The organism is Amycolatopsis sp. NPDC054798, assembly GCF_053611505.1.
In genome coordinates this window covers 1-15663 of the sequence record NZ_JBSHAM010000142.1, presented here as the reverse complement: position 1 = coordinate 15663, position 15663 = coordinate 1, and the positions used below count along the sequence as shown (strand labels likewise).

General features: G+C 69.0%; 16 protein-coding genes and 1 tRNA gene. 7 read left to right on the top strand and 10 right to left on the bottom strand.

Annotation, left to right across the window (positions count from 1 at the left end):
• Positions 1–110 precede the first annotated feature (110 nt).
• The 6 genes from ACWGIC_RS41900 to ACWGIC_RS41875 form a co-directional block, all read right to left on the bottom strand.
• The gene (locus ACWGIC_RS41900; protein ID WP_452081512.1) at positions 111–824 is read right to left on the bottom strand and encodes an ABC transporter ATP-binding protein; all 714 of its coding nucleotides are present in this window, start codon (positions 822–824) and stop codon (positions 111–113) included.
• Complete coding sequence (locus tag ACWGIC_RS41895) at positions 811–1740, bottom strand: ABC transporter ATP-binding protein (protein ID WP_452081511.1); 930 nt, start codon at positions 1738–1740, stop codon at positions 811–813. The genes ACWGIC_RS41900 and ACWGIC_RS41895 overlap by 14 nt, the downstream gene beginning before the upstream one ends.
• Positions 1737–2882, bottom strand: a complete 1146-nt coding sequence (locus tag ACWGIC_RS41890) for a branched-chain amino acid ABC transporter permease (protein WP_452081510.1) — start codon at positions 2880–2882, stop codon at positions 1737–1739. The genes ACWGIC_RS41895 and ACWGIC_RS41890 overlap by 4 nt, the downstream gene beginning before the upstream one ends.
• Complete coding sequence (locus ACWGIC_RS41885; RefSeq protein WP_452081514.1) at positions 2879–3886, bottom strand: branched-chain amino acid ABC transporter permease; 1008 nt, start codon at positions 3884–3886, stop codon at positions 2879–2881. Before ACWGIC_RS41885 ends, ACWGIC_RS41890 begins: the two co-directional genes overlap by 4 nt.
• 96 nt (positions 3887–3982) lie before the next feature.
• On the bottom strand, positions 3983–5158 hold the full coding sequence (locus tag ACWGIC_RS41880) for a branched-chain amino acid ABC transporter substrate-binding protein (RefSeq protein ID WP_452081513.1): 1176 nt from the start codon (positions 5156–5158) through the stop codon (positions 3983–3985).
• Positions 5159–5771: 613 nt separating this feature from the next.
• Positions 5772–6386, bottom strand: a complete 615-nt coding sequence (locus ACWGIC_RS41875; RefSeq protein WP_009079762.1) for an ANTAR domain-containing response regulator — start codon at positions 6384–6386, stop codon at positions 5772–5774.
• Positions 6387–6582: 196 nt separating this feature from the next.
• Between ACWGIC_RS41875 and ACWGIC_RS41870 the strand changes: the two genes are divergently transcribed.
• Both ACWGIC_RS41870 and ACWGIC_RS41865 read left to right on the top strand, forming a co-directional pair.
• Positions 6583–6659 (top strand) — tRNA-Leu (locus ACWGIC_RS41870).
• A 468-nt stretch (positions 6660–7127) separates the two neighbouring features.
• A complete protein-coding gene (locus ACWGIC_RS41865; protein WP_452081509.1) occupies positions 7128–7217 on the top strand; it encodes a hypothetical protein in 90 nt (29 codons plus the stop codon).
• 346 nt (positions 7218–7563) lie between these two features.
• On the opposite strand, the gene ACWGIC_RS41860 is transcribed toward ACWGIC_RS41865, so the two are convergent.
• Positions 7564–7923: an HPF/RaiA family ribosome-associated protein gene (locus ACWGIC_RS41860; protein ID WP_452081508.1), complete on the bottom strand. Its 360-nt coding sequence runs from the start codon at positions 7921–7923 to the stop codon at positions 7564–7566.
• A 323-nt stretch (positions 7924–8246) separates the two neighbouring features.
• Between ACWGIC_RS41860 and ACWGIC_RS41855 the strand changes: the two genes are divergently transcribed.
• Positions 8247–8711, top strand: coding sequence for a DUF5994 family protein (locus ACWGIC_RS41855; protein WP_452081507.1), 465 nt, complete (start codon positions 8247–8249; stop codon positions 8709–8711).
• Positions 8712–9047: 336 nt separating this feature from the next.
• Entirely contained in the window at positions 9048–9329 is a 282-nt protein-coding gene (locus ACWGIC_RS41850; RefSeq protein ID WP_452081506.1) for an iron-sulfur cluster biosynthesis protein, read from the top strand.
• A gap of 166 nt (positions 9330–9495) precedes the next feature.
• Here the strand turns inward: ACWGIC_RS41850 and ACWGIC_RS41845 are convergent, their stop codons facing one another.
• Positions 9496–9654 carry a hypothetical protein gene (locus ACWGIC_RS41845; RefSeq protein ID WP_452081505.1) on the bottom strand — a complete coding sequence of 53 codons (159 nt, stop codon included), beginning with the start codon at positions 9652–9654 and terminating at the stop codon, positions 9496–9498.
• Positions 9655–10387: 733 nt separating this feature from the next.
• Between ACWGIC_RS41845 and ACWGIC_RS41840 the strand changes: the two genes are divergently transcribed.
• Positions 10388–10564: a hypothetical protein gene (locus ACWGIC_RS41840; RefSeq protein WP_452081504.1), complete on the top strand. Its 177-nt coding sequence runs from the start codon at positions 10388–10390 to the stop codon at positions 10562–10564.
• A gap of 681 nt (positions 10565–11245) precedes the next feature.
• Here ACWGIC_RS41840 and ACWGIC_RS41835 read toward each other — a convergent pair.
• Positions 11246–11452 (bottom strand): hypothetical protein, encoded by a 207-nt coding sequence (locus ACWGIC_RS41835; protein ID WP_452081503.1) that lies wholly within the window; start codon positions 11450–11452, stop codon positions 11246–11248.
• 1166 nt (positions 11453–12618) lie between these two features.
• Positions 12619–13941: a hypothetical protein gene (locus tag ACWGIC_RS41830; protein WP_452081502.1), complete on the bottom strand. Its 1323-nt coding sequence runs from the start codon at positions 13939–13941 to the stop codon at positions 12619–12621.
• 81 nt (positions 13942–14022) lie between these two features.
• Here ACWGIC_RS41830 and ACWGIC_RS41825 point away from each other — a divergent pair, with 81 nt between their 5' ends.
• Positions 14023–14271, top strand: coding sequence for a hypothetical protein (locus ACWGIC_RS41825; RefSeq protein ID WP_452081501.1), 249 nt, complete (start codon positions 14023–14025; stop codon positions 14269–14271).
• A gap of 953 nt (positions 14272–15224) precedes the next feature.
• On the top strand, positions 15225–15617 hold the full coding sequence (locus ACWGIC_RS41820) for a hypothetical protein (RefSeq protein ID WP_452081500.1): 393 nt from the start codon (positions 15225–15227) through the stop codon (positions 15615–15617).
• The last annotated feature ends 46 nt before the right edge of the window (positions 15618–15663 follow it).

Here is a 15663-nt window from a genome sequence, read left to right as displayed (position 1 = left end):
AAGCACCCCCGCGCCGTCGTCACAATCAGCTTCGGGGTGCCCCCACGCAACACTCAACGCAAGAACCAACCGCCGCCGAAAACAGCCGACCAAAGCTTCCGGCGACGAACTCACCCGACCCCGAGATAAGCCTCCTTGATACTGGAATCAGCCAGCAATTCCTTCCCAGTACCAGTCTTGGTGATCTGCCCAGTCTCCAGCACATACGCCCGATGCGCCCGGGACAACGCCTGCTGCGCGTTCTGCTCGACCAGCAGCACCGTCGTCCCCTGCCGGTTGATCTCCGAAATAATCCGGAAAATCTGCTGAATGAACTGCGGAGCCAACCCCATCGAAGGCTCGTCCAGCAACAACAACCGAGGCTTCGCCATCAACGCCCGCCCGATCGCGAGCATCTGCTGCTCGCCACCCGACATCGTCCCGCCGACCTGGCTCTTCCGCTCAGCCAACCGAGGGAACAGTTCAAACACCCGATCGAAATCCGGCTGCAGCTTCTTCCGGTCCTTGCGCGCGTACGCGCCCATGTCCAGATTCTCCAGCACCGTCATGCCCGGGAAAATCCCCCGGCCTTCCGGAGCCTGCGAAATCCCGCGGACCACCCGCAAATCGCCGCGCAGCCGCGAAATGTCCTCGCCGTCGAACCGGATGGCGCCCCCGGAAATCGGCCGGATGCCGGAGATCGCCCGCATCGTGGTCGATTTCCCGGCGCCGTTCGCCCCGATGAGGGTGACGATTTCGCCCTCGTTGACCGTGATGGACAGCCCGGACACGGCCTGGATCCGTCCATAGTGGACGGAAACGTCGGAAAGCTCAAGCAACGTCATCGTCGGGAACTCCCAGGTAAGCGGCGATCACAGCGGGGTTCTCCCGGATCTCGGCAGGCAGCCCGTCAGCGATCTTCTTGCCGAACTCCAGCACCACGATCCGGTCGGTGACGCCCATGACGAGCTTCATGTCGTGTTCGATCAGCAGGACGGTGTAGCCGTCGTCGCGGATCGTCCGGATCAGCCCCATGAGCTCTTCCTTTTCCGCCGGGTTGAACCCGGCGGCAGGCTCGTCGAGGCACAGCAGCTTCGGCTCGGTCGCCAGCGCTCGCGCGATCTCCAGCCGCCGCTGATAGCCGTACGGCAGGTTCTTCGCCCGGTCCGCGGCCCGGTCGGCGATGCCGACGAACTCCAGCAGCGCCATGGCCTTCTCGATCGCCTGCTTCTCCTCGCGGTGGTGCCGAGGGAGCCGCAGGACGGCGCCGAGCAGGCTCGTCTTGTGCCGCGCGTCGGTGCCGACGACCACGTTCTCCAGCGCGGTCATCTCCGAAAACAGCCGGATGTTCTGGAACGTCCTGGCGATGCCGAGCTGGGTGATCCCGTGCCGCGTCGACTTGCCGAGCGGCTTGCCCTCGAGCAGCACCTGCCCCGACGACGGCCGGTAGACGCCGGTCATCGCGTTGAAGCAGGTGGTCTTGCCCGCGCCGTTCGGCCCGATCAGGCCCAGGATCTCGCCGCGCCGGATGTCGAACGACACCGAGTCCAGCGCCACCAGGCCGCCGAAGCGGACGGTGACGTCGTCGACCTTCAGCAGCGTCTGCCCGACCTCGGCGCGGATCTCCCGGTCCGGCGCGACGACCTCGGCGACCTCGGCCTCGTGCACGGCGAGCTGCTCGGCGGTCATGTTGGCGACCTCGGCCACCAGGCCGCCCTCGGCCGGGACCTCGGGTCCGTTCCCGTTGCCAGGGACCGTCATGCCCTCTCCCCCTGGTTGTCGGTGGCCAGCGAACCGTCGCTGCTGACCTGTTCGCCCTTGCCGAGCAGCCGCTGGTACGCCTGCCTGCCGTACGCGAGCAGCCGCTGCCGCGCGCCGAGCAGGCCCTGCGGGCGAAAGATCATCAGGATGATCAGCGCCAGGCCGAAGATCAGGTACTTGTATTCCGCGATCGCCTGGAACCGCAGCGGCACGTAAGCCACCACGATCGCGCCCAGCAGCACGCCGACCTTGTTGCCCGCGCCGCCGAGAATGACCGCGGCCAGGAACAGCATCGACGTCACCACGTCGAACTTCTGGTTGTTCACGAAGCCCAGCTGCCCCGCGTACAGCGCGCCGGAAAGCCCGCCGACCGCGGCGCCGCCGACGAACGCCCAGATCTTGAACTTGAACGTCGGCACGCCCATGATCTCGGCCGCGTCCTCGTCGTCGCGGATCGCGACCCACGCGCGGCCGACGCGGCTGCGCTCGAGGTTTCCGACCACGAACAGGATCACGATGATGATCGTGACGCAGAGCCAGTACCACGGAGTTCCGTTGGTGTTGGTGAAAAGCGGGCTGCCGTCGGCGTTCGAGCCCGGCGGGTGCCCGACGCCCTGGAAGCCGCGGTTGCCGCGCAGCGGATCGATGTTGTCCGCGAGCAGGCGGACGATCTCGCCGAAGCCGAGCGTCACGATCGCCAGATAGTCGCCGCGCAAGCGCAGCGTCGGCGTCCCGAGAATCACCCCGAAGATCATCGTTACCACCATGGCGATCGGCAGCACGACGAGGAACGGCAGCTTCGACAGCGACGAGTCCGGGCTCGTGAACAACGCCATCACATAGGCGCCGATCGCGAAGAACCCGACGTAGCCGAGGTCGAGCAGGCCCGCCTGGCCGACCACGATGTTGAGGCCGATGGCGACCAGCGCGTAGCGGGCCACCTCGAACATCGCGATCGGGAAGTCGTAACCGGGCTGCGTGGTGATCAGCGGCGGGTTCAGCACCGGCAGCAGGTAGACCAGCGCCACCAGCGGGATGAGCACGCCCCACTGCTGGACCCTGGACAGCTTGTTCCACCAGTCCGACACCGGACGGCGGCGCGCCTTCGCCGGGGCGGCGGGCGGCGTCGTAGTCGTCGTCATACCCGTGCCTTTCCGAGCGATTCGCCGAGAATGCCGGTCGGGCGCAGCATCAGGATCAGCACCAGCAGGACGAACGCGACGACGTCGCGCCATTGCCCGCCGAACAGCGACTGCCCGTAGTTCTCCACGACCCCGAGCAGCAGGCCGCCGAGCAGCGCGCCGCGCAGGTTGCCGATGCCGCCGAGCACCGCGGCGGTGAACGCCTTGATGCCGAGGATGAAACCGCCCTGGTACCAGGCGCCCTGCGGGATCTTCATCATGTAGAACAACGCCGCCGCGCCGGCCAGCAGACCGCCGATGAGGAACGTCAGCGTGATGACGCGTTCCTTGTTGACGCCCATCAGCGTCGCGGTGTCCGGGTCCTGCGCCACCGCACGGATGCCGCGGCCGAATTTGGTGCGGTTGACGAACATGTCCACACCGATCATCAGCAGGATCGCGGCGACCACGGTGATGATGGTGACGATCGTGACGCTGCCGCCGAAGATCGTGAACACCTCGTCGTTGCGCAGCAAGCGGATGCTGTTCTCCGGGTTGCCGCCGCGCCAGATGAAGATGATCTGCTGCAGCACGAACGAGGCGCCGATCGCGGTGATCAGGAAGACCAGCCGGGGCGCCTTGCGTTTCCGCAGCGGCCGGTAGGCCACGCGCTCCAGCACGACCGCGGTGCCGCCGGACACCGCCATCGCCGCGATCAACGCGAGCAGCAGGAAGCCGATCAGCTCGAAGATCGGCAGTTCCGGGGTGGCGCCGGGCCGGAAACCCAAGCCGTAGAAGGTGAACCACACGCCGTAGGCGCCGTAGATGAACACCTCGGAGTGGGCGAAGTTGATGAGTTTCAGCACGCCGTAGACGAGGGTGTAGCCCAGCGCCACGAGCGCGTAGATGCTGCCGTAGGACAAACCGTCGATCGTGTTGTCCCAGAACTGGTTCAGGAACGAATCCACGTCGAAGTGGATCCAGCCTCCGCCGTCGGCAAGGACGAGGGAGCCGAGGTGGGTCATCGACACACTAGTTCTCCATGTGGGTCCGGGGTGCGGGCGGGCGGGATCTCTCCGCCCCGCCCGCACCCCGGTATCTGGAACCGGCTGAGCGGGGAGCTACTTGATCTCGGTGTTGCGGACGATCTTTCCGTTGTCCACCTTGTAGGTCCACACCGCGGCGACGGGAAGCTCGCCCTTGTCGTCCCACTTGAAGTGCTTCGTGATGCCCTGGTTGTCGTAGCTCTTGACGAAGTCCAGCAGGCCCGCGCGGTCCTTCTTGCCCGCGTCGATGCCCTTCAGCAGGATCGTCGCGATGTCGTAGGCCTCCGGCGAGTAGGTGCCGGGCTCGGCTCCGGTCGCCGCCTTGTACGCGTCGGTGAACTTGGTGAACTGGTCCGCCGGGACGCAGGGGCAGGTGAAGTACGCGCCGGCCGCGGCGTCGCCCGCGCCCTTCACGAACTGGTCGTCCTTCACGCCGTCCGGGCCGACGAACTTCGCCTTGACCTGAGCGTCGTTCAGCTGCTGCGCGAACGGAGCGGCTTCCTGGTAGTAGCCGGCGTAGAAGACCGCGTCCGGCTTCTCGCCCTTGATCTTGTTGACCACGGCGGAGAAGTCGGTCTGGCCGGTCTTGACCTGGTCGGTGCACGACGCCTTGTCGCCGAGGGCCTTGACGGTCGCCTCGGACAGGCCGGTGCCGTACTGCGAGTCGTCCTTGATCACGCAGACCTTGCTGGCCTTGAGGTCGCCGGTGATGAACTTCGCGGCGGCCGGGCCCTGGGTGTTGTCGTTGCCCAGCCCGCGGAAGAAGGTCTTCCAGCCGTTCGTGGACAGGCTCGGGTCGGTCGCCGACGGCGTGATCGAAACCAGGCCGGCGCTGTTGAAGATGTTGCCCGCGGCCTTCGATTCGCCGGAGAACGGCAGGCCGATGACGCCGAGGATGGCCGGGGTGTTGACGACCTGGGTCACGATGCCCGGCGCCTTGTCCGGGGTGCCCTCGGTGTCGAACTGCTCCAGCTTGACCTGGCAGCCGGGGTTGGCCTTGTTGTGCTGGTCGACCGCGAGCTTCGCGCCCTTCAGGATGTTCTGGCCCAGCGCGGCGTTCTTGCCGTTGATCGTACCGGCGTAGGCGAGGGAAGTCGGCGCGCACTGCGCCTTGCCGTCTCCCGCCGGGTCCGCCGCGTTCGCCGCCGCCGACGGGGCAGCGGCCTGCGGCGCGCTGCTGTCGCCACCCGAGTCACCGCCGGTCCGCGCCGAGCAGGCGCCCAGGGAGATGACTCCCGCCGCGGCCAGCACGATGACCTTAGTGAGTCGTGCTCTCTGCACTCGTTCCTCCAAATGCCACCCGCCACGCTCCTGCGGAACGGCGGGTCCCTGCGTGGGACTTCGACTGGGCGCTGAACGTAGCCGCCGGGTGAGGTGTTGCACAGAGTCACAGCGAGTCTTGTATCCACATCGTGACGGTCGTCACGAGAATTAACGGACGATTTACACTCGATCGTCTTATTGCAACGACCGAGTGAATGACTCTTCGTGTTCGCGTGCCCCTCGAAAGGACCTTGACCTGACGTCCGATCGATGGGGGCAGTGTAGGAACTTCCCCTCCGTCATCGTGACCGACACCACGATCCCCCGGCCTCCAAGGTAGCAACCTTGCCCTTTCGCGCAGGGGAGATCAACCCGCACGGGTGGGTTTCGCGACGGTGCCGCGGGAGGGTTCGCGCTGGTCAGCAGCCAGGTTCCGACCCGGCACGAGCACCCGGAACGAGCGCGCGGGTCCCGCTGGACGGGAGCGCGGTCCGGGACCGGCCGGTCACTCTCCGACGTGCCCGCGATTCCGGGACAGGGCACGAAAAAGCGGGCGCGACCCCCTGGTCGCGCCCGCTTCCCCGATGCTTGTGCCGGTCGCTCAGCCGATGCTTTCCACGACCGCCTCGGCGACGGCTTTCATCGTGGTGCGCCGGTCCATCGCCGTCCGCTGGATCCAGCGGAACGCGTCCGGTTCGGTGAGCCCCTGGCGGCTCATCAGCAGGCCCTTCGCCCGGTCGATGACCTTGCGGGTCTCGAGCCGGTCGGTGAGCCCGGCGACCTCGGCCTCGAGGGCCTGCAGCTCGGAAAACCGGCTGACCGCCAGCTCGATGGCCGGCACGAGGTCGCGTTTGGCGAACGGTTTCACCAGATACGCCATGGTGCCCGCGTCGCGGGCCCGTTCGACGAGGTCGCGCTGGCTGAACGCGGTGAGAATGACGACCGGCGCGATCCGGTCGCCGGTGATCCGCGCGGCCGCCTCGATGCCGTCGAGCTTGGGCATCTTGACGTCGAGGATCACGAGGTCCGGCTTGAGATCGGTGGCCAGCGCGATGGCCTCCTCGCCGTCGCCGGCCTCGCCGACCACCTCGTAGCCCTCTTCGCGCAGCATTTCCACCAGGTCGAGCCGGATGAGCGCCTCGTCTTCCGCGACGAGCACCCGTCGCTGCGGCACGCCGGCGGCGGCGCCGTTCGACTCGGCAGCCTGTTCGGTCACCGGTGTCCTCCTGAAGGCTCGGCGGGACGTCTTCGACACGCGGTCACCCGCGAGAGCCCAGCGTACCGGGACCGATCCAGATCCCACGATGGCGTTCACCACGAAGTGGCGGGAGACACCCAGCCCCGGCCCCAAGTCGATCACCGGACCCGGTCGAGGGCGGGAGGCGCGGATCCCGTAGAGTTTCCGGCACTGCGCCCCCGTAGCCCAACTGGCAGAGGCAACGGATTCAAAACCCGTCCAGTGTGAGTTCGAATCTCACCGGGGGCACCAGGAATCTTCTTGTTTTCGCAGGTCAGCGATTCGACGCTCCTGCCGTCTCTGGTGAGGGCCTCCTCGCCGCTCGCGAAGATCACGTCATGGGCGGCCTCGGGAACGGACGCTGCGACCGGCTGAGCATTGCGGGAGGGGTCTCGCGATTCAACGACGGACGCAGAATTCCCAAGCGATTCGCAGCGTTGACGACAGAGCCGCGCGCACTCCTCCCTCCACGATCGTTTGAGCACATCTGTGCAGGTGCGGTATGCGAACCGGGAGCGAGTCTCCGCGTGAACCGGCCCCGAAATTGCCGGTGTTGCGCGCGAAGCTGGTGGCGTCGAAGTACACCTCGGCAGCTGAGCTGGGGATCTGGCACGCGCGGCGAACCGGCGTGTGGATCTTTGTGAGCCTGGCTGAGGACGTCTCGGACGGAATCCGTGATCTTGGCGGACATCGATCTTCCCAGACAGCGAGCGCGGCTACGTGCTGCCGGTGAAGCGCGTGGTGCGCAAGGCCGAGAAGCTCGATCCCGGCGACATCGCCAGGGTGACCGTGACGGTCCTCGGCCTCTGACGCTGATGTGAGCGACGGCTTGCCTTGACACTGTCCCCGTCGTCCCGACCCGGCTGCCGTAACCCAGGCACTCAATGCGCGGAGCCGATCAAGGATCAGGGTGGGCAGGCGCTTGTCGCCGAGAACCTCGGTCAACAGCGCCTGGTCCGCTGCGGGGCCGTGATCGCGGCAGCGCTCCGAAGCTGCGCGACATCCTGGCGGTCAGCGACGGCGAGGCGAGCAGGGGCACCGGTCCGCGCGTCGCCGACGGTTCGCCGCCTCCGGCTCTCCGCGACCGACGGCGGAGCCTCGCTGCCTGGAGACATTCCTTCGCCGGACACCGCGCCGGCCGGGCGCCAGCGCGAGATCAGCCCTGGTCCGCCGACCGTCCATACCGGACAGTGTCGCCGCCCTTGTGGTGTGCCGCCTGGTCGTGCTGGCGTTCGAGAATACCTTCCAGCTTGCGCGTCGCCCCGCGGAGCGCCTCGTCCACCGAGCCCGCGAAGTGGCTGACCACGACGGCGGGCTTTCCCTCGGGACGGGCCTCGAGCACGCACCGGCGGTCCACCCCGGTGGCTCCGGCCGAGACTTCGTCGCTGAGGTGTGCTTCCAGCCGGGTCAGGTGGTCGCTGAACCGCGAGAGCGCGGTGCGGAGTTCCTCCTCGATCCGGCGGCTCAGTCCCGCGCTTCCGGGAACGTTGTTGTCGGTGCTGATCTCGACCTGCATGTGCGGTCCCTTTCGGAGTGCGGCCGCGCGGATCCTGGAGCACGGCCTGTGCCACGTTCACCGGAACCGCCTTCACCGCGTACCGCCAGCCTACTCCTGACGGCGAAGCGCACCGGCGACGTTTTCGCGCCAACGGAATCCGGCTCGAACGGCGCGCTCGGGGCCAACGGAGCGGCTGCCATCCGCCGATCCGGCGCGGCACCAGGAAATCCGGCTGATTCCGCTGGGCGGCCTCCCCTTCGGCGTAGGCTTGACAGACAGACCCGCCTCCGCAGGCATCCGCCGCCGGAACGGTCCCGCACCGTCCGGACAGGAGCGCCGTCATGAAGGATTCCCCGGACTGCGCCGCCGCGGGCGTCGTGATCGGATCGCCCGCTCTCGGAAGGCGATTGCGCTTCAAAAAACAGCCTGCGGCGAAAGGCTTCTTCGACGGCGCTTGGTGGCCCCGTTCCCGGGAACCGGCCACGGAATTCCGCGCGCTCGCCGCCGCGCTCGCCGACCGCTTCGGCCGGGTGGACCGGATCGGTTTCAACCCCGGTGCGTGGGATCGCGCTCCCGTTCCGCTCGCCCACGGACCGGATCTCGTGCGGCTGGCGGCGTTCTTCAGCCTCCAGCAGTACACGGTCGTGGTCATCGGCCCGCGCATCCACCACCTGACGCTCCTCGTGATCCCCCCGGAGGCCAGCCCGGCGGCGGCGGAACGCGCCCTGCGCTCGGCCACCGAACCGGACAGCACCGACGCGGCGCACGTGATCCTCGCCGCCAGCGGAGCGCTGGCGGCGGCCTGACCGGCGCAGGCGGGAATGAACCAGCGGCAGACCGGGGATTTCGCGAACACCATCTCGCGACAGCAGAAATCGCCGCCAGGAACGCCGACGCATCCCTGGCGGCGCGACAAGATCGCGGAGACAGCGCCGGAGAGCCTGGACTCGGCCCTCGCACGACCGGCTTCGCCGCCTGCCGCAACGGTTCACAGCGGTTCATCGCCGCCGCAGGAGTGCGACCCGGGCTCCGGAATGCCCGGCCTTCGGACGCTCCCGCACGCGGTGCGCACCTCCTGCCGCCGGTCCGCGGCACAAGAGCGGCGAAGACAGCACACAGAAAGCGAACCGCCGATGTTCGCCATGACCGGAGCAGCCTCCGAAGCGATCAACCGGCTCGCCGCATCCCAGAACGTCCACGCCGAAGGCGGTCTGCGCCTCACGCTCGACGGCCTTCCCGAGGACGGTGCCGCGTTCGCCGTCGACGTCGCCGCACACCCCGCTGCCGGGGACGACATCATCGCGACCGGCGACACCCAGGTGTTCCTCGCCCGCGAAACCCGGGTCCGGCTCGCCGACAAGACCCTCGACGTCCGCGAGGACATCAACGGGCACTACCCGTTCATGATCACGACAACACCGTGACCGGCCCGGCGGCGCCAGCCATGCGCCCCGCCGGCTGGGCCTGGAGCCGCTGAGCACACCGCGCCGTCGCGTGCGCGGTTCACGGCAAAGGAAATCGCTCGCTGTCTCGCAGGCGGGCCGGTCACCGAAACCCGGCGGCCGGTCCTCCCGCGAATACTCTGCGCGTTCAGCGGTGCAGCGCTTTGCGCCGAACTGCCCCGATCGCCGCGGTTCCCAGGAACAGAACGATTCCGACGATCGCCAGCCACAGCAATCCTTTGACGGCGAATCCGACGATCGCCACGATGACCCACACCACCAGTGCGACAATCAGCAATACGACCATTACGGCCTCCCATTTCCTGTTTCAGGGATCATCCTTCGGGGATCGAGCACGCTCGTCCCGCGGCCCCGGCCGGTTCGAGGAGCAGCGCGACGCTGGCAAGCTGGCCGCGAACAGTGCGGAGGTCCAATCCAGCCTCGGCCAGAGTCGCCGTCGGCCGGGACGCCGGCCCGGTCATCGGTCAGCGCCGAGAACTCCGAAAGCCGATCGCCATCGAAGCGGCGACGTCAACGTCCTCGATCAGGCGGCGCAACTGCACGACGGCCGCGGTCAGCGCCGCGGACACGTCCCCGATTCGAGCGCTGGCCTTCACGACGCCGCGCCCGGCGCGCGCACCTCGGATCCCAGCGATGGCGCAGAGAGACAGAACGGCAGCGGAAACGACAGGCGAACCTCCAGATGTCATCAAGAAAAGACGTCACCGAGGTCCAGGGTGATCCGACCGACCCGATTCTACCCGTTCGGCGACACGAATCCTATCGTCCGGCGCTCCTGGCCCCGACCGTCGCGACGTCGGCCCCGCACCCGAGACAAGCCGCCCGCCGCCGTTCCGCGAGCACCGCCAAAGTGTCCATTGTGGATCTTCGGCCGGACGGGGCGGCCCGCTCCGCGCAGTGACGTGACTCCATTCTGCGGTACTGCCGGATCAGCGGCCCCGATATGCTGCGACTGTCGTCCCGGCCCCGCTGCGGTACGGCGCCAACGCTCGCCGCTGTCTTCCGGAAGTGAGGACGCCATGCTCGCCATCGCCGCCGCGGTGCTCTTCGCGCTCGCGTTGCTTCTCGAACTGGTCGACGTCAGCCTGGGACGCTTCGTCACGGCCGGCACCCTCACCACCGCTGGCCTGTTGTGCGTCGCACTGCACCTGTCCGGGGTCGCCGCCAATCGCAAAACCTGGCGCAGGCGGCACTGAGGATCAGGAATCCGCTTCACGGAATCCCTCCCCGGCCCGGTTGGCGCCGAACCACGCGGCACGCCCCGGCCTCGGCGAGCCCGAGGCCTCCTCCGCACGACGACACCAGCCGCCCCGGAAGGACACCACGAACACCCACGCGGCCAAGTGCGCGACATCATTCGGCACCGGCTGACCTGGTCGGCCGCCACTTGCAACGAGCGGCTTCGGGTTCGAGTCCCTGATCGCGCACCCGCACTCCCAGGTTCGAGAATTTCGGCCTGGGGCTTGTATTACGCGGGCAGGCTTCTTCTGGTTACGCGCTGTCCATTGTGGTCATTGGCAGGCGTGAGACTTCGCGCCGCGGCTGGGCGTCAGCGCACTCGCGACACAGCTGATCCACCGCTTCGCGCTCCCGCGCCAGGCGGACTGCCGCCGACATTCAGCGAGGCCCGTCTCTTCGAGCCTCAGCCTCGACGTCGAAGCCATTGCGCGGCACCGGCCGAGACTCGGCTCGAGGCAGCTGCCTTCCCGGCCGGGCGAGTCCGTCGGCGGGATCGAGCCCCAGCATGGCCAGGAGCGTCCGGCAGTCCTCCCGGCCCGAGGATATCGACGCGACCAGGCGGGCACAGCGGCGGCGCTGCAGCGGGGAAAGGACGGGCCCGTCCGCCGGGGTCGCGGCGGAGGCCGAACCGACGCGTTTCATCGTTGCGGCCCCGGTGCGCGCACACCTGGCAGACCCGGGAACAACAGGCCTTCCACACCGTCGCTGCCGAGAGCCGTTTCCCTCGCCGAGCCGGGCCGGTCCGCTGGGAGCACTACCTCTTCCCAGCGCTGCATGACCAGGGTGAGGGCCATCACCGCCGCGGGAGTGAGCGACGGAACGAGGATCCACGCCAGGCCGGTCATGGGGCGCACGCCCGCTCGGATCCCCAGCCGGTCGATCTGGTTGCGGCGATGACCATCACAGCCCTCCTGTGGCGCCGCCGAGGGCTGGGGCGGGGTGTTGCACTGCGCGTGATCTGCCGACCATAGACCGCCTCGGCCGAGAAGTCCCGGAATACGTGATTCTTGCCTGGTACCCGATCAAGGAGGCTCAGCCTTCCCAGCTCTCCCAGCAGAGCGGCAGAGCGGCAGAGCGGCATTCGAAGGCCGGCGAAGTCCGATCGGGACCGCGCCGTCGACAGGCGATCAGCTCCAGCGACGACGTGTCGCAACGGTCGCACGCGTCCGGCGGGAGACGCATCCACCGGACGGACATCGTCGACGCCGTCCGCACCTGCGGGACTCGATGTTCTTCCACCGCGGCCAGGAATCCTTCGGCGTCGTAGCCCGGCAGCACGGCGGGTCCGCGCCGATCCGCAAAACGATCACCGCCATCGTGCTCGATGCTGTGTGGTGCCGCGGCCCGGGCACGAACGTGCGGCCGCCAGGCGCAGGCCCACCCGGCCGAGAGCCGATCCGGGCAGCCTCGGCAACTGCTCCGGGAGTGCCTCGCGAGCGACCTCCGCGAACTCGGTGCGCACGAACGGCATCCGGTTGCCGGAGTCGGTCAGCGGGTAGCTTTCGACCGTTGTGCGACCCGGCCATCGATCGCCGTCGCCGGGTTCGGCGGCTGCGCGGGATTCGACGGCACGGCGGAGATAGACAGTTCGCAGGCAGTCCGGCACTGGATCAGCGGCAGCGGCACGCCCTTGTCGCGATTCGCCCATCCGCCGGCATTGGCGCTCGACGAGTTGTCCGTGACCGCGGATTCTCCAGAAACCTGCGCATTGATCTTCTTCCGCTGTTCACGGTGTCCGCGTTCCGGATCGCCGCTACCGCGGCGGTGGCGACAGCGGCGTCATCGTCGCCCGCGCGAAGGCGTGATCTTCGACGACGGAGAACAGCACGCTCTGGCACGAGGGGCCGCGCTCAGGACCGGCGGCCGCACCAGCAGAACCGTTGTCCGCGCTGAACAAGTGTCGAAGCTGCCCGAGCCGGACCGCGACTGGTGGGCGGCGATGTGCTGGGACAGCCAGTTCCTGGGCCCCGGCGGCGAGCCAGGGCCCAGGAATCCGGACAGCTGCTGCCGTTCAGCAGGTGCAGACGCCGGTGTTGCTGGTGCCGTTGCGACCGCCGGCCCCGTTCAGGCCGTTGACGCCGTGCACGATGAGCGTCGTGGTCCCGGGACCGCCGCCGGAGACGGTGCCGGAACTGCCGACGCCGCCCGCGCCTGCCGTGCCCCCGGAACCACCGCTGCCGCCCGCGCCCGGAGCACAGCCCGTGCCGCCGTCTCCACCGGCGCCGCCGTTTCCGCCGGGACCACCGCTGAGGGTGATGGTGTCGACGCCGGTGCCGGCGTTGACCGTGCCCCCGTTGCCTACGCCCCCGGCGCCACCGGTGCCGCCGCCGCCCCCGGCGCCGCCGATCTGACCGCTGCTGGAGCCGTTGCCGGCTTTCCCGCCGGCTCCGGCGCTGCCGCCGGACCCGCCGGTGATCTTGATGGCGGCGTTGCCCGCCCCGCCGGCGACAACTCCGGAATTTCCGATCCCGCCGGCGCCTCCGACTCCGCCGAAGCCCCCGGCGCCGCCGCCGTGGCCGCAGCCGCCGACACCGCCAAGCCCTCCGGCGCCACCGGCTCCGCCGGCGACTGTGATGGTGTCCGCGCCGCCCTGGCCGGTGATGGCCCCGGAGCTTCCGACCCCGATCCCGCCGACCCCTCCCGCGCCGCCGACCCCTCCCACTCCGCCGGTTCCGGCCGTGGGACCGCTTGGCCCGCCGGCACCGCCGAGACCGGTGGCGCCGCCGGCACCGCCGGTGACGGAGATGGTGTCGTTGCCCGAGCCGCGGATGGTTCCGAGACTCCCGATGCCGCCCGCGCCGCCCGCGCCGCCGACTCCGCCCGCGCCCCCGGCGCCGCCGAGCACACCGGCCCCGCCGGCTCCTCCGGTGCCGCCAGGCCCGCCCGCGCCTCCGGTGACGGTGATCGTGGCCGCGCCGGTACCGCCGTCGATGAGCCCGGAACTCCCGACAGCGATGCCGCCGGCGCCGCCGGCCGCTCCCGCCGCTCCGGCGAACCCGGCCGGGTGGGTGCTGGTGCCGGGAGCGCCGGCTCCGCCGGCCAGGCCGACGGTGCCGGCCGTGCCGACAACGATGATCGTGTCGTTCCCGCCGCCGGAAAGGACGGTCCCGTTCACGGGTCCGCCGGTGACGGTGACGGCGTCGTTGCCGGCGGACCCGGTGAGGGTCTGCCCGCCGGGGATGCCGGCGGTGCACAGAATGGTGTCCCCGGAGCCGTTGGGGGTACGGGTGCAGCCGAGCGGGTCGGCCTGCGCCACCGCCGGGACCGCCGCGGCGAACCCGGCGGCCAGCACCGCCCCGGTCAACGCCCGCGAGATCGTGGGAATGCGTCTCATCACGCCTTCTTTCTTGGAATACGAAGGAGAACCACGCCGGGCGACGGCCGCGGCACGGATGGGCCCGTCGAACGTCAAGCGGTGCGGCCGGGTCTGGCCGGGGAACTGTCGGCGCCGTCGTTCGCGCGGCGAGGCAGGCGAGCTGAATTCGCCCGGACGCCGGAAGGCTCCCCGGCTGTGCTGTTGCCCGCGCTGGCGGACACCGCGGTGCTGATGACCGTCGCGGCGGCACGGGCGATGACGTTGCCCGCGAAGGTGATCGGAGTGCTCGGCGGCAACCCGACCGTCCCGCGCGTACTGTCGTCGCCGTGCGCGGCGGTCAAGCTGTAAGTACGGCCCGGTCGCCATTCCGCTTACGAGAGCAGACCGAGATTACCGGCAACCGCTGGACACAGCTCGGACGGATACGGGTATCCGCCCGGCGGGCCGGTCAAAAAATGAACTCGAGCGCAGCCGGAATCAGCATCCTGCGACCTCATCGAATTTCATTCGTTCGACGTTTCCTGTTTCCCTCCCTGACGTGTCGTCGCGCACTGCGCGAACCGCCGAGGGCTGGGGCGGGCTGTCGATCCAACCACGACCCGCCGGCTGCCGATACAGCGTGCTGAGCACCATCGGGCCAGCAGGGTGAAAACCACTGTAGACCCTGGCGAAGCAATTGCCGCGGACCACCGGGACAATTACCCGAAAGTGGCACCCAGCACGGATTCTGCCGCCATGTGAGTGACCGCGCGAACCGCCCGCGCGGCCGCCGGAACGGAACAAGGGATCCGCTTCCGCACAGGGATCCGCCCGGGAAGATCAGCATCAGAAAAAATTATCAAGGCCATCGGAATAATTCGACCGCCCAGTTCGGCCGATCCTCGTCCGTCCCGCTGGCCGCCGGCGAGCGGAGCCTCCGCCGCGGAATGCCCGGCCCGGGCGAAATCAGCTCCGGCCCGATCCCGGCGGGTGCGGTCCGGCGCTCCGGCCGCTCGCCGCGAAGAGTGCGGCCTGACGTCCGGATAAAGCAGGTCAAGTGCGGGCGATCATTCATTGCGCTTCCCGCGCCTCATGCCCGCGCGAAGGCAGCTATTGATCATTTTTTCATGCTGCTCGCATTTCCTGGCTGTCCGGCAAATGGAGTAAGCGCGAACACGAACGGGTGCCTTTTCGTATCCCGGGGTCGGCTGGTGCTCCACTTGAGAGTACGAGCCGGTTCGGTTCCGCCGGCTTTGTTCCGCGGCCCGGCTGTTTCGCCGGGCTTTCCAGGGCTTGCCCCTTCTCCTGACAGGAATGCATTCATGAATATTCGCCGTATCGCAGCCTCGTCCCTCGCCGCCAGCGCACTCGCGGTGCTGGCTTTCGCACCGATCAGCGCAGCTTCCGCTACGGGCCGGTCGGCGGCGAACGCCCCTCCCGCCGGGTGCGCCACCGCCATCGCCGCTGCCGTCGACTCCGCGAACGCGGCCACCGCCGCTGCCGCCAATGTCGCCGACGCAGCTGCCTCCGCCGCGGCAGCCAAGGCATTCGCCGAGGGCGTCCTCACCGGAACTCCCGCCGCCATCCACACCGCCGCCGCCAACCTCGGCGCGTTCACCACTGCTGCCGCCACCGCCGCGGCAGCGAGCGCCGCCGCACACGCCACCGCCGCCAGCGCGACCATCGGCGTAATCGTCGCCTGCGCCAAGGCGTGATCTCCGAGAGACCGGGCCCGCGGCCGGGGAACTTCGGTTCCCCGGC